Origin of the sequence: Chryseosolibacter histidinae (assembly GCF_018598225.1) — a bacterium.
Taxonomy (GTDB): Bacteria; Bacteroidota; Bacteroidia; order Cytophagales; family Cyclobacteriaceae; genus Chryseosolibacter; species Chryseosolibacter histidini.
Window position 1 is genome coordinate 20,613 of sequence record NZ_JAHESF010000058.1, and the last position, 13,067, is coordinate 33,679.

Here is a 13,067-nt window from a genome sequence, read left to right on the forward strand (position 1 = left end):
AACAAGCAGGCATAGTTTTTTTCGGTAACAAGTCCGCCACGTTTTAGTCGCGACTGTTTAACTTGTTTCAACCCGGAATGAAACCTGCGGATTCTAGGATATTTGCCGAAGAAATTGAATCTTCTTTATCCAACATTATCAATACTGCGGATGCCTTTGTTGCCATCGATTACAATTTTTGCTTTCTCTACCTCAATCAAAAGGCCGAAAAATTCTACAAAAAGAACCGCGCCGACCTCATCGGAATGAAAATAGAAGAGGTTTTTCCCGAGCACTGGAACTTCGGCCCGTTTAAGAACGCTATCCAGAGCGTTGTAGCCAGAAAATACGTGGAGATCAATTACAATTCACCCTTGGCCAATAACAGTTGGGTACAACTCACTGGCAGGCCGTTCGAGAACTACTACACCCTCACCTACCGTTCTATCGATCATAAGGAATCGCTCAGGAAGGAATTGCGCCGCGAAGTTGGGAAGACCAAACGCGCCTAGCTATCCTACGGCAAAATGATAACCTACCCCTTTTATGGTGATGATCTCGATGGAAGGATCTTCTTTCAGGTAGTCACGTAATTTTGTGATGTAAACGTCCAGGTTCCTGGAGTTAAAAAAAGAGTCGTCGCCCCACAGGCGCATGAGGATATCTTTTCTGTTGGTGGTCCCGTTCCGGTTTTCAGACAGGATAGCCAGCAGGTTGGCTTCGCGATGCGAAAGTTTTCGAACCTGTGTGCCCGTCTTCAGCTCGTACCTGAGCATGTTGAACTCGTATCGCCCGATGGTAACGCATTCCTGCACAGGTGTGTTCTTTTGCTGCTGCCGAAGCTGGAGCAGGTTGTTGATGCGCACAATGAGCTCCTCCATGCTGAACGGCTTACGGATATAATCATTGCCGCCCGACTCGAATCCTTTCAGCAGGTCTTCGGTCTGCACCTTGGCGGTAACAAAGATGATCGGCACGTAAGGATTTACCTGACGGATATCTTTGGCGATGGAGTAACCATCCCGGATGGGAAGCATGATGTCGAGCACACAGATGTCCGGTTTTGTTTTATCGAATGCGGCGGCCACCTGCTGCCCGTCACTGAGCATCGTCACTTCGAAGTCGCGGCTTTCAAGGCTTTCCTTAACGATCCTTCCCAGGAACGGCTCGTCTTCCACGTAAAGTACTCTGGTCTTCATCCCGTTTATCGTTTTATCATCCGGCATTTTGCTCGGCCGGTAACGGCAGCGTTATCACAAAACAGGACCCTTTGCCCGGGGCACTGTCTACGGTGATCTCACCGTGGTGGCTTCTGACCACATGGGCCACGTAGTTGAGCCCGAGTCCGTAACCTTTGATGTTATGAACATCGCCGGCAGGTACCCTGAAAAATTTTTCGAAGATCTTTTTGTGGTACTCAGGTGAAATGCCGATGCCATTATCACGAACAGACAAAACAAGTTTCTTTGAGCGGTTGGCCAGCGAAATGTTGATGAGCGCGCCATCGCCGGTGTACTTCAGGGCATTGTCGATCAGGTTGTAGAGCACATTGGTGAGGTGTGCCAGGCTGCCGTCAAAGGTGAAGTCGGTACCTTCTTTCTGATAAGTGAGCTGCGTTTTTCGTTTTTCGAACACGAGCTTCATCGACGAGAGCACCTGCTGCACCAGTGCGTCGAGGTCGATCTTTTCAGTTTTGAGCTCCACACCACGGTCTTCATACACGGCCGTCTTCAGGATCTTGTCCGTCATCAGGGTGAGGCGGTTCAGTTCGCTTTGCGCGATCTCGAGGTATTCGGTTGTGCGCTGGGGATTGTCGAGGGCGTGAAAATTTTTCAGTGCTTCGAGGGCCACGCTCACGGTAGCTACCGGTGTTTTAAGCTCATGGGTAACATTGCTGATAAAATCGTTTTTGATCTGCATCAGCCTCTGTTGTGCCCGCTGGTTTTTGTACATGATGTAGAACGACGCCACGGTAAGCACCGTCAGGAAAATGGAGAACAGGATCTGCGGCGTGATCTCTTTCAGCAGCAGTCCTTCAATGCCTGTGAACGATACTGCGTAACGCGTCACGGGATTAAGACGCACCGCATCTGACGTGAACCGCGCAGGCTTCGGCCCGAAAAATTTGTCTATCCTGTCATCGGGACCGTGTCTGAAGGTGTGCACTTGAAAAGGCGCGGCGATGCCTGCGTTGGCCAGGGCCTCTTTATAGTAAACTTCGATGCTGTCTACTTTGAGGGTATCGCTATCGAGCCGCAGAATGAACGTCCTGGGCTCTTTGTCTGTGCCCAGCTTGGCCACCAGTGGTCTGAGCATCCGCCCCACTGAATCGCGCTCAGCCCCCGATGCAAATATTTCGACCCTCGCGCCCCGCTCCGTCACCCGGATCTGATTGATGATACTGTCATACCCAGGTTTCTCTTTCATCCTTACCGCCCCTTTGATATGGAGACCCCTGGGAAATGTATGTTCATATTTCCAAACGGAGTCGCCCTGAACAGGCAACAGGTTACGCTGGATCAGTGAATCCTGGAGTGCAAAGATGGTGGTTCTGAACAGCGCGGTTGTTTCCTTTCTGAAGTTTTCGGCGGCATCGCGATAGGTACTTCTTAACCAGAGCACCTGCAGCACCAGCAGCAACACAATGCTGCTCGCCATTAAAATAACCGTAACTGAATTTTTAGACCTCATCCTTCACATTTCAATTTAACTTTCATTCAGATCTTAACTTCTCATCATTCTTCACTGCCTCAGTTCGTAGCGACTAAATCGTACTTCGTACCTCGTAAATCGTACTTCGCAATCGTACCTCAAAAGTACGCCCTTTTTGACATTACGGGTTCGCTTTTAACGTTAATTAACATTCCTTTCAGAACTATTAACACGCCCCGCACATCCCTAAGCGTACATTTACTCCGGAACATTTAACCAATGAAAATCTCATCTACTATGAAACGAATATTGATCCTCCTGGGTGTGCTGGTGTGTCTGGCAGCAGCGCAGGTTGTTTTGGGCCAGACCGAAGGCCACATTATTTATGAAGTAAAGGTCAACCTGCATCGCACCCTGCCGAAAGAGCGTGAGGAGATGAAGGCAATGATCCCTGAGTTCAGAACAAATCAGGATCAGCTTTTTTTCAACGCCAGCGAGTCGTTATACAAACCCGTTGAAGAAGACGAGGATGAGGATGCCGATATGGGTGGTGGAGGCATGCGCATGCGGATCATGCGGCCCAACAACATTATATACATTGATCAGAACACTTCGCGAAGAGTGATGGAGCAGGATTTTATGGGAAAGAAATACCTGATCGAAGACTCTCTGAAGATCATGGCCTGGAAATTCGGCAGTGAAACCAAAGAAGTGAAAGGATATCTCTGCCGGCAGGCGATGTTCTATAACGAAGAACGCAAGCAGAACGTAGTTGCCTGGTACACTGACAAGCTTCGGCCGTTCCTCGGTCCCGAGGGTTTCAATACACTTCCTGGCGCGGTGCTCGAAGTGAATGTCAACGATGGGGAAAGGATCATCTCTGCGAAGAGCATCACGCTGCGGGCGCTGAAGAAGAACGAGTTGAAAGTACCATCTGACGGCACGAAGATCACGCAGGAGGAGTTTCGCAAAAAAGTCAGCGAACAAATGGAACGCCGTCGTGCCGAAGGCGCCAATGTGATCATCCGCAATTAAAACAACCTTACACGCAAAGTCATGGTTCCCGCTGATCGCGCAGATAAACGTAGAAATATTCTCTGCTGATTCGGCGAATTCCGAAGGTCATCCCAGCAGCGCGATCTGCGGGAACCGGGAAAACATCCGCGTAACAACTGTTAAGAATCTAGATACTGATGAAAAAATTCTTACTCATTCTGTTTACAGCAGTGAGCATGGTAGCTACTGCCCAGAAATTCACCATCAAAGGCCAGCTCACCGATACGCTCAATGCGCCGTTGCCCTCGGCCACAGTGCTTCTGCTCAACCCCAAAGATTCGTCGCTGGTGAATTTCGGCGCCGGTGATGCGCAGGGAAACTTTTTGATCAGGAATGTGAGTCCTGGCGAGCATCTTTTTAAAGTTACCTTCCTCGGCTTCAGGCCCTACACAAAAAAGATCAGCACACCTGATAACGGTACCGTTATTGACCTTGGCAGGATCAGGATGCAATCTGCGAGCAGCGAGCTGGAAGCGGTGGAGATCGCAGGCGAAAGAGCACCCGTAACCGTCAAGCAGGATACCATCGAGTTCAACGCAGGTTCGTTCAAAACGAAACAGAACGCCGTAGTGGAAGACCTGTTGAAGAAACTGCCGGGTGTGGAAGTAGACAGCGATGGAAAGATCACCGCGCAGGGCGAGCAGGTGAGGCGTGTGATGGTGGATGGGAAGAACTTCTTCGGCTCCGATCCCAAGCTTGCCACAAGAAACCTTCCTGCCGACGTAGTGGATAAAGTGCAGGTGTATGACAAAAAATCAGACCAGGCCGTGTTCTCCGGTATCGACGATGGACAGCGTGAGAAGACCATCAACCTTTCGCTGAAACCTGAAAAGCGGAATGGCGCGTTCGGTACACTGATGGCTGGCGCCGGAACCGATGACCGTTTCCAGGTACGTGCAAACCTCAATCGCTTCAGCAAGGGAAGGCAGCTGTCGTTTCTCGGCATGGGCAACAACGTCAACGAGCAGGGTTTCTCCATGGACGACTACATGAATTTCACGGGAGGTTCACAACAGATGGCTGCGGGAGGCCCTGTGAGGATGCAGATCAGCAGCGACAACAATAACAATAGTGTTCCGCTGAACCTGGGCGGAAGGGCCAACGGCATCATGACCAACTATGCCGGAGGTGTTAACCTGAACAACGAGTTCAATAAAAAAACAGAATTGAACGGAAATTACTTCTATAATTATCTCGATCATGCCAAGGATCAGACCACGCTTCGGCAGAATTTTTTACCCGATGGCAATTTTACTTTCAACCAGAACAGCCGGCAGCGCAACTCGAACTCGAACCACCGCGCCAACTTTACGCTCGATCATCAGCTCGATTCAGCCAATTCGCTGAAGCTGACGGGCAACGTCACGTATAACCAGACCGATGCAGAGACCACCAGCACCAGCGAGAACATCACGCCTGGCAATGTTGTGCAGAACGAAAGTCAACGGCTCACACTTTCTACCGGCGACAACACTACGCTGAACTCCACGCTGCTGTGGCGTCATAAGTTCAGAAAGAAGGGTAGAACCTTTTCAACCAACCTGCAATTGGGCGTCAGCCAGAACGAACGCGAGGGGCTGCTCGATGCCGTGAACAATTTCTATGGTGATGATCCAAGGGAGGAGATCCTGAAACAAACCAGCCTGCAGACCACAGATTACAAAAGTTACAGTGGAACATTCTCTTACACAGAGCCATTGGGAGGGCGCAAATACCTCGAAGCCAATTATAACTTCAGGCAGAACCTGAACGACGTGCGCAAAACTGTATACGATGTGAATGCAGACCAGTCTGTCTTCAATGAGAATCTCAGCAACAGCTATACCAGCGACTACCAGTATCACCGCGCGGGACTTAACTTCAGGATGAACAAAAGCAAATACAACGTAGTGGTTGGTGGAAGTGTTCAGCGCACGTATCTGGAAGGCGACCTCATTACCAGGGATGTTAAGATCGACAGGTCGTACCAGAATGTGCTTCCCGCCGTGCGGTTCAACTATGATTTTTCCAACACGCGGCACCTGCGCTTCGACTACGAAACCTCCGTTCAGGAGCCAACCATCCAGCAGCTGCAGCCTGTGATCGACAATAGCGATCCCCTGAACCTCTATGTGGGCAACCCCCAGCTACGGCCCACCTATTCTCAAAGCTGGCGATTGAACTTCACCACCTTTGATCCGGCAACGTTCATCAGCTTCTTCACCTTTGTGAATGTGGACTACACTACCAACGCCATCACCAACGCACAAAATATCGATAGCAACCTGGTGCGCACCACAACGCCGGTGAACGTAGACAACAGCATGAGCGTAAGTGGAAATGCCAACTTCAGCTTCCCCATTCAAAAGCTCAAGAGTCGCTTTAGCCTGGGGGGCGATTACAGGAATCAGCGGAGCATCAACCTGCTCAACGAAGCTGCCAATACCATTCACCAGAAGACGCTGGGCGGAAACCTTCGTTATAACTACCGGTACAACGACATCTTCGACCTGAGCCTGAGCGCAGACCTCGATCATCAGCTCACCAGCTATGAGTTCAACCAGCCGGATCAGACGTTCATCAATAGCACCTATACGGCGGAGTCTAACCTTACGCTTCTGAAAAATTACCAGGTGAGCACCAGCTTCGAGTACCTCGAGTACGAGAACCGTAGCACAAACTTCAGCCAGGCCATACCGTTGCTGAACCTCTCCGTTTCAAGGTTCGTGTTGAAGAACAAGGCCGGCGAGCTGAAGCTTGCGGTGAACAACCTGCTCGACAAAGCACTGGGCATCAGCCAAACGGCAAGCATCAATTACCTCGAACGCCAAACCACCAACTCACTGGGCAGATATTTTATGCTCAGCTTCACCTACGCCCTCAACAAGCAGCTGAATCCCATGGGGATGAGAAGGGGTGGTGGAATGATCAGGATTATGAGGCCTTAATTAAAAAAGAAGTCAGAAGCCAGGAGTCAGGAGCCAGAATGGTGGTGTTAACGGTAAGTGTGCTGCTCGTAGGTTTAGGTTAACCAGCCAGGAAATGGCCAGCAAGCATCTTCCATGGCATCCCGCAGTCACTTTCTTAAGACACCGGTACGATGAATCTCACGCCGTACCCTCCTGACTCCTTGCTCCTGACTTCCGGCTTCTAGCTCCTTGCTCCCCTCCCGAACGAGGACTATCTTCGCCTCATGAAATTCTCCTTTACTATCTTCCTTATTTCCGCCATCTTCATCCAGGTGAATGCACAAACTCCTTCCAAACCCATTTATATTCCCAAGTTTGATCTGCAGGGCCATCGTGGTGCCCGCGGGTTGAAGCCTGAGAATACCATTCCGGCATTCCTTGTTGCGCTCGATACCGGCGTTACTACACTCGAGCTGGACCTGGCCGTGACCAAAGACAAACAGCTCGTTGTTTCGCATGAGCCGTGGATGTCTGCCGCTATTTGTTCTGAACCCGACGGCACACCTGTCACAGCGCGTGAGGAAAAAAAATTCAACATCTTTCAGATGTCGTATGATGAAGTAAAGCAGTTCGATTGTGGCTCGCGTGGGAACCCAAAATTTCCGGAGCAGCAAAAAATGAAGGTTTACAAGCCGCTGCTGTCAGACGTTATTGCAGCCGTGGAAGATCACATCAGGAACCGTACACAATACGAGGTTGACTATAACATCGAGATCAAAAGCTCTCCAGAGGGCGACAACAAATTCCATCCTTCACCTCAGGAATTCTCTGACCTGGCGTATAACCTGATCGATCAATACCTGCCGTGGGAGCGGGTGGTGATCCAATCGTTTGATTTTCGCGTGCTGAAATACTGGCATGAGAAATACCCCGCAGTGCGGCTGGCAGCGCTGGTGGAGAACACCAAAACAGTGTCAAGCAACCTCGAGCAGCTGGGCTTCACACCTTCCGTATACAGCCCCTATTTTAAATTGATCTCCGCTGAGGATGTTCAGTACCTGCACCAGCACAAGGTCAGGGTCATTCCCTGGACGGTGAACGAAACCGACGACATCAAAAAGATGCGGCACATGGGTGTGGATGGATTGATCACCGATTACCCTAACAAGGCCGCCCAGCTTGGCCTCGGCATCAAACGCCCCAAAAACTAATTTCAGACTTTAAACTTCAAACTTTAAACTTTTCCCTATCCTTGCGGTGAAAATTGGCAGGTTCCATGACTAAAAAATACGACGTATACGGCGTTGGTAACGCGATAGTAGATATAGTAACGGAAGTTGATATCGACTTTTTTACCAAGAACCAGATCGAAAAAGGTGTGATGACCCTGGTGGATGAAAAACGCCAGGATCAGCTCATGAAGGCTATCGATATGAAACGGAGCCGCATGGCCAGCGGAGGTTCTGCTGCCAACTCGATGATCGGCGTAAGCCAGTTCGGGGGCCACAGCTTTTACTCATGCCTCGTGGCCAATGACGACCTGGGTAAATTTTTTCTGGAAGACCTCCGGCGCAACGGTGTGGATACCAATCTCAGATATGAGAACTGTCCTTCGGGTATCACGGGCAAATGCCTGGTGATGACAACCCCCGATGCCGAGCGCACCCTGAACACTTTTCTGGGCATCAGCTCTAACCTGTCGCCGCAGCACCTCGACGAAGAGGCCATCAAGAATTCATCGTACCTCTACCTTGAAGGGTACCTTGTAACAAGTCCCAACGGACTCGAGGCCATGAAGGAAGCCAAAAAGATTGCCGAGCGCAATAACGTGAGAACCACGCTTACATTTTCCGATCCCAGCATGGTGAGGTACTTCTCCAAGCAGATGGAAGAGATCGTAGGCGCCAGCGTTGACATGCTCTTCTGTAACGAAGAAGAAGCCATGATCTATACCGGCACCAGTACCCTCCAGGACGCGCGCGAAAAGCTCAAAGGGGTGGCCAAACATTTTGCCATCACCCTGGGGGCCAATGGCGCACTGATCTATGACGGCGATACGTTCATCAGCATCGAGCCCTACAAAGTGAGGGCCCTGGATACCAACGGGGCGGGTGATATGTTCTCTGGTGCCTTTTTATATGGTATCACCCACGGCCACAGCTACGCCGAAGCGGGCAAGCTGGCGTCACTGGCCTCGTCACGGGTAGTAGCCCAGTTCGGGCCCCGGCTCGAACCCCAACAGGTAAAACAAGTACTCGGAGATCTAATAGCGTAGATCAGGATTTAGACCAGGATTTATAGGATTGCCTTGATTTGCAGGATTTTTTTAAAGGTCGTTAAATCCTCAAATTCTGTCTGGAAATCGGCATTTAATCCTGTAAAATCATGTGAATCTGGCAAATCCTGGTCATAATCCCGAAAATCCTGTAAATCCTGGTTGTAAATAAGGGAAATCCTGGTCATCTTTGCAGCCCTTAATTTTTAAGGGTAAACTCATATTGTTATGAAACGTACCTTTCAACCTTCCAAGAGAAAGAGAAAAAACAAGCACGGATTCCGTGAAAGAATGGCTACGGCTAACGGCCGCCGGGTATTGGCTTCACGCAGAAGAAAAGGCAGAAAGAAACTGACGGTTTCTGACGAAAGAACTTTAAAGCACAGATAAGATCTGACTGTGGCCTGACCACAGAAAGTCTTCATTTCTTACTTGCCTCAGGTTTTTTTGCAGAATCAGGGTAATTTCGTTCGACATTATCCTGTCAATCCTTCAATTCTAAAATCCTGTTTGTGAGGCTCCGCAAGGAAGAAAGACTTAATAAAGAAAAGCTTATACAGGAACTCTTTACCGGGGGTTCCTCTTTTTATTTTTTTCCCTTCAAAGTTTTTGTCATGCACAATCCTGAGGGAGATCCTCCGTTTCATCAGGTATTGTTTTCTGTTTCCAGGAGAAATTTCAAGAGAGCGGTAGACCGAAACCTTATAAAACGAAGGATGAGAGAGGCCTTCAGGCAAAATAAGGCCGCCATGCCCGCTTCGAAAAAGTTGGTGATTGCTTATATTTATAGTGCAAAAGAAATCCTAACCTTTGCACAAATTCAGGAACGATTAATTAAGACGTTTAACCGTTTTGATCATGTGGAGAAGATTTAAATGGCCTGTATTACTGGCCCTGTTGACTGTTGTAACCGTTGCCTTCCGTCAGCCTGTTGAAAAGTATTTCGACATCGCTAAGAGCCTCGACATTTTTACCACCCTTTTTAAAGAAGTCAACGCTTACTATGTTGACGATGTAGATCCGCAAAAGCTTATCCGCAAAGGTATCGACGGAATGCTCCAGTCGCTCGATCCGTATACCGACTATATCCCCGAAAGCGAGATCGAATCGTTCCGGATCACCACCACCGGCCAGTACGGCGGCATTGGCGCGCTCATTGGCGTGGTTAACAAAAAGACTGTGGTCACTCATCCTTACCGAAGCTTTCCCGCTTTCAAGTCTGGCATCAGGGTGGGCGATGAGATCATCTCCGTGAACGGTAAGAACATGCAGGGAAAATCCACCACCGATATCAGCGCCATGCTGAAAGGCCAGCCAAGATCGGAAGTGGAGATCACCGTAAAACGCCGGGGCAACAAAGAAGACCTCACTTTTAAGATCAAACGTGAGAAGATTAGCATCAGCAACGTACCCTATTACAACCTCGTCGATCCCGAGATCGGATACATCAAGCTTGACGATTTTACACCGGGCGCTTCACGCGAAGTGGCCGATGCACTCACGGAGCTGAAAGAAAAAGGTGCCAAGAAGATCATTCTCGACCTGCGGGATAATCCGGGCGGGCTGCTTCACGAAGCCGTGAACATTGTGAGCCTCTTCATACCCAAAGGCATGGAAGTAGTGTCTACAAAAGGTAAGGTGGAGGAATGGAACAAGAAGTATAACACACTGAATAATCCACTCGATACAGAGATCCCCATGGTGGTGCTCACCAGCGGTGGAAGCGCCTCTGCTTCAGAGATCGTAGCCGGCGCCTTGCAGGATTATGACAGGGCTGTGCTGGTGGGTGAAAAAACTTTTGGAAAAGGATTGGTGCAAACCACGCGGCCGCTTTCTTACAATGCGCAGCTGAAAGTAACTACCGCCAAATATTATATCCCCAGTGGCCGTTGCATCCAGGCCCTCGATTACGCCCACCGCAAGGAAGACGGCACCGTGGAGAAGTTTGCAGACTCACTGAAGATGGAATTCAAGACCAAGAATGGCCGCAAAGTATTCAACGGCGCCGGCCTCGATCCTGATGTTGAAATTCAGAACGATCTGCTCGGTCCCGTGGCCGAAGCCCTTGCCAACAGCGGCCTCATCTTCGAATATGCCTCTGAATTTTGTGCAGCCAATCCTACGCAGCCTGACCTGAAAACGTTCAAGCTGACCGACGCACAGTATCAGCAATTTGCCGATTGGGTGAAGGCACAGAAATTCCAGTACACCACCCAGCTTGAAAGAAGCACCAAAGAGCTGGTGGATGCCGCGCGCAAAGAGAAATTTTACCCCGAGCTCGAAGCAGAGCTCAATAGCCTGAGAAATAAGATCGAGGCCAACAAATCGCACGACCTGCTCCGCTTCAAAGCCGAGATCGCCGATATGCTGGAAGAACAGATCGCCTTTCATTACGCCCTCACGCAGGGACAGGCTGAGGTCTCTATAGCACGCGACCGCGAGATCCAGGAAGCGAAAAAAGTTTTGAACGACCCGCTTCTCTACAAGAAAACACTTGAGCCACAGGAATGGCATTGATCCTAAGCCTTGAAACGTCGGCTTCCAGCTGTGCCGTAGCCTTGCATCATGAAAAAGCACTGGTCTCCACGTTGGAGGTCAACGAGCCTCAGGCGCACGCGTCGAAGCTTGCCTCGCTGATCCATGACGTTTTTAAAGAAAGTGGATTTCACATCCGTCAGCTCAACGCGGTGGCCGTGTCTGCCGGCCCGGGCTCGTACACAGGGCTCCGCATCGGAACCTCAACCGCCAAGGGCATCTGCTACGCCTACAACATTCCCCTGATAGCAGTCAATACACTCGATGTGCTGGCAGTTAGTTTCCTGGAGCAGCACGATGGAAAAAAGGGATTGCTTTGCCCCATGATCGACGCCAAAAGAATGGAAGTATACTGCCAGGTAATGGATAGCGGGCTCAATATAGTGCAGGCCGTGGAGGCGAAAGTGGTCGACGAGACAAGCTTCAGTGAACTTTTAAAAGATCATGAGATGTTCTTCTTTGGCGACGGTGCGGCCAAGTGCAGCGCAGTGATCACACACAGCAATGCCGTTTTTGTGGACCACATCCGTCCTGAAGCCTCCATGCTTGGCAGGATGGCCTCTGAAAAATTTGAGAAAAAGGAGTTTGAAGACCTGGTGGCTTTTACACCTTTTTATTTGAAAGATTTTGTTGCCAAAAAAGCAGGGTCAGTTTTTTAAAACAGCTGTAAAGATTCTTCCATGGAAACCGAGAAAGAAATAGTCAACCGTGTTGCCAGCAGTTCATTGGTTACGTTCGACCTCGAAGAATATTATCAGCCGGGTGAGCGGGTTTTAATAGATATTTCCGACCAGCTGTTCCAGGGATTGATCCTGAGAGAAAAAGATTTCAGAAATTTTATTCGCGCAACGGACTGGTCGCAGTACAAAAATAAATTTGTGGCCATCACGTGTTCTGCCGATGCAATTATTCCGAATTGGGCGTATATGCTTCTCACTTCTGCGCTTCAACCTTTCGCGAAGACAATAGTATTTGGCACACTGGAAGATCTGGAAACGAAAATTTTTTTCGAGCAGCTTTCGAAGATCGACTGGCAGCAATTCAGCGATAAAAAAATTGTTGTGAAGGGATGCAGCAAAGTAAATGTTCCTGCTGCTGTTTATGTGGAAGCAACACGTTTGCTAATGCCCTGTGCATCAAGCATTATGTTCGGTGAACCTTGCAGTACAGTTCCTGTGTACAAAAAACCGAAGGCCTGATCGGCGTACGCTGATCTAAATTGTGGATAATTATTTCAATCTTTTATTTGCGTCGTCTCAATCCGTTTATACATTTGTGACCCTTTTGGACGGAGAGGGAAAGAAATCAAAAAAACTTACTGAGAATTAAAAAAGCCGACTGAAAGTTGCAAAGAATAAAACGATCACTTACCTTTGCACTCCCAAATCGGAAATAAGAGCAGAAACCGGAAGGGTTTCTCTCCAAGAGACGCAGAGAATAAGCGTCAGTTTCTTGAAAGACTAGGTTGAAAAACCACTATGATTTTAACCGGGTTTCCGGAGCGAATCAAACGTTCTTTGAATGGATGATAATTGATAGCGGACCCATGAATACTGAGAGGTGTTTATGAGTCAAATTCTGAAAGGAAAGTTTCAGTCGCGAGACTGAGACAGGACACAAGAAAAATCGGGAGCCATGAGAATAGATCGATAGAGGTCTATTCGGAAAAAAGGTATCAAACA

12 protein-coding genes are annotated in these 13,067 nt (G+C 49.2%); 10 read left to right on the plus strand and 2 right to left on the minus strand.

Going from position 1 to position 13,067, the window contains the following annotated elements; genetic code table 11:
• Nucleotides 1-77 precede the first annotated feature (77 nt).
• Nucleotides 78-491, plus strand: coding sequence for a PAS domain S-box protein (locus tag KK083_RS29890; RefSeq protein WP_254169826.1), 414 nt, complete (start codon nt 78-80; stop codon nt 489-491).
• Here the strand turns inward: KK083_RS29890 and KK083_RS29895 are convergent, their stop codons facing one another.
• Nucleotides 492-1,178, minus strand: coding sequence for a response regulator transcription factor (locus tag KK083_RS29895; RefSeq protein WP_254169827.1), 687 nt, complete (start codon nt 1,176-1,178; stop codon nt 492-494). It lies immediately after the preceding gene.
• A 16-nt stretch (nt 1,179-1,194) separates the two neighbouring features.
• Nucleotides 1,195-2,670, minus strand: a complete 1,476-nt coding sequence (locus KK083_RS29900; RefSeq protein ID WP_254169828.1) for a sensor histidine kinase — start codon at nt 2,668-2,670, stop codon at nt 1,195-1,197.
• A gap of 258 nt (nt 2,671-2,928) precedes the next feature.
• On the opposite strand from KK083_RS29900, the gene KK083_RS29905 reads away from it, so the two are divergent.
• From KK083_RS29905 to KK083_RS29945, 9 genes are all read left to right on the plus strand, one after another.
• Nucleotides 2,929-3,666, plus strand: a complete 738-nt coding sequence (locus KK083_RS29905) for a GLPGLI family protein (RefSeq protein WP_254169829.1) — start codon at nt 2,929-2,931, stop codon at nt 3,664-3,666.
• Nucleotides 3,667-3,824: 158 nt separating this feature from the next.
• Nucleotides 3,825-6,614, plus strand: coding sequence for an outer membrane beta-barrel family protein (locus tag KK083_RS29910; protein WP_254169830.1), 2,790 nt, complete (start codon nt 3,825-3,827; stop codon nt 6,612-6,614).
• A 245-nt stretch (nt 6,615-6,859) separates the two neighbouring features.
• Nucleotides 6,860-7,786 carry a glycerophosphodiester phosphodiesterase gene (locus KK083_RS29915; RefSeq protein WP_254169831.1) on the plus strand — a complete coding sequence of 309 codons (927 nt, stop codon included), beginning with the start codon at nt 6,860-6,862 and terminating at the stop codon, nt 7,784-7,786.
• 65 nt (nt 7,787-7,851) lie between these two features.
• On the plus strand, nt 7,852-8,850 hold the full coding sequence (locus KK083_RS29920; protein ID WP_254169832.1) for an adenosine kinase: 999 nt from the start codon (nt 7,852-7,854) through the stop codon (nt 8,848-8,850).
• Between the two features lie 228 nt (nt 8,851-9,078).
• Nucleotides 9,079-9,240 carry a 50S ribosomal protein L34 gene (gene rpmH / locus KK083_RS29925; protein ID WP_254169833.1) on the plus strand — a complete coding sequence of 54 codons (162 nt, stop codon included), beginning with the start codon at nt 9,079-9,081 and terminating at the stop codon, nt 9,238-9,240.
• A 122-nt stretch (nt 9,241-9,362) separates the two neighbouring features.
• Nucleotides 9,363-9,725 (plus strand): ribonuclease P protein component, encoded by a 363-nt coding sequence (gene rnpA, locus KK083_RS29930; protein WP_254169834.1) that lies wholly within the window; start codon nt 9,363-9,365, stop codon nt 9,723-9,725.
• Nucleotides 9,709-11,367 (plus strand): S41 family peptidase, encoded by a 1,659-nt coding sequence (locus KK083_RS29935; RefSeq protein ID WP_254169835.1) that lies wholly within the window; start codon nt 9,709-9,711, stop codon nt 11,365-11,367. The genes rnpA and KK083_RS29935 overlap by 17 nt, the downstream gene beginning before the upstream one ends.
• Nucleotides 11,358-12,044: a tRNA (adenosine(37)-N6)-threonylcarbamoyltransferase complex dimerization subunit type 1 TsaB gene (gene tsaB, locus KK083_RS29940; RefSeq protein ID WP_254169836.1), complete on the plus strand. Its 687-nt coding sequence runs from the start codon at nt 11,358-11,360 to the stop codon at nt 12,042-12,044. Before KK083_RS29935 ends, tsaB begins: the two co-directional genes overlap by 10 nt.
• A gap of 21 nt (nt 12,045-12,065) precedes the next feature.
• Nucleotides 12,066-12,584: a DUF2480 family protein gene (locus tag KK083_RS29945; RefSeq protein ID WP_254169837.1), complete on the plus strand. Its 519-nt coding sequence runs from the start codon at nt 12,066-12,068 to the stop codon at nt 12,582-12,584.
• The last annotated feature ends 483 nt before the right edge of the window (nt 12,585-13,067 follow it).

Bases quoted from the DNA above. Each gene is read 5' to 3' on its own strand.
- KK083_RS29890 (WP_254169826.1), top strand. From the start codon at position 78: ATGAAACCTGCGGATTCTAGGATATTTGCCGAAGAAATTGAATCTTCT.
- KK083_RS29895 (WP_254169827.1), bottom strand. From the start codon at position 1,178: ATGAAGACCAGAGTACTTTACGTGGAAGACGAGCCGTTCCTGGGAAGG.
- KK083_RS29900 (WP_254169828.1), bottom strand. From the start codon at position 2,670: ATGAGGTCTAAAAATTCAGTTACGGTTATTTTAATGGCGAGCAGCATT.
- KK083_RS29905 (WP_254169829.1), top strand. From the start codon at position 2,929: ATGAAACGAATATTGATCCTCCTGGGTGTGCTGGTGTGTCTGGCAGCA.
- KK083_RS29910 (WP_254169830.1), top strand. From the start codon at position 3,825: ATGAAAAAATTCTTACTCATTCTGTTTACAGCAGTGAGCATGGTAGCT.
- KK083_RS29915 (WP_254169831.1), top strand. From the start codon at position 6,860: ATGAAATTCTCCTTTACTATCTTCCTTATTTCCGCCATCTTCATCCAG.
- KK083_RS29920 (WP_254169832.1), top strand. From the start codon at position 7,852: ATGACTAAAAAATACGACGTATACGGCGTTGGTAACGCGATAGTAGAT.
- rpmH (WP_254169833.1), top strand. From the start codon at position 9,079: ATGAAACGTACCTTTCAACCTTCCAAGAGAAAGAGAAAAAACAAGCAC.
- KK083_RS29935 (WP_254169835.1), top strand. From the start codon at position 9,709: ATGTGGAGAAGATTTAAATGGCCTGTATTACTGGCCCTGTTGACTGTT.
- tsaB (WP_254169836.1), top strand. From the start codon at position 11,358: ATGGCATTGATCCTAAGCCTTGAAACGTCGGCTTCCAGCTGTGCCGTA.
- KK083_RS29945 (WP_254169837.1), top strand. From the start codon at position 12,066: ATGGAAACCGAGAAAGAAATAGTCAACCGTGTTGCCAGCAGTTCATTG.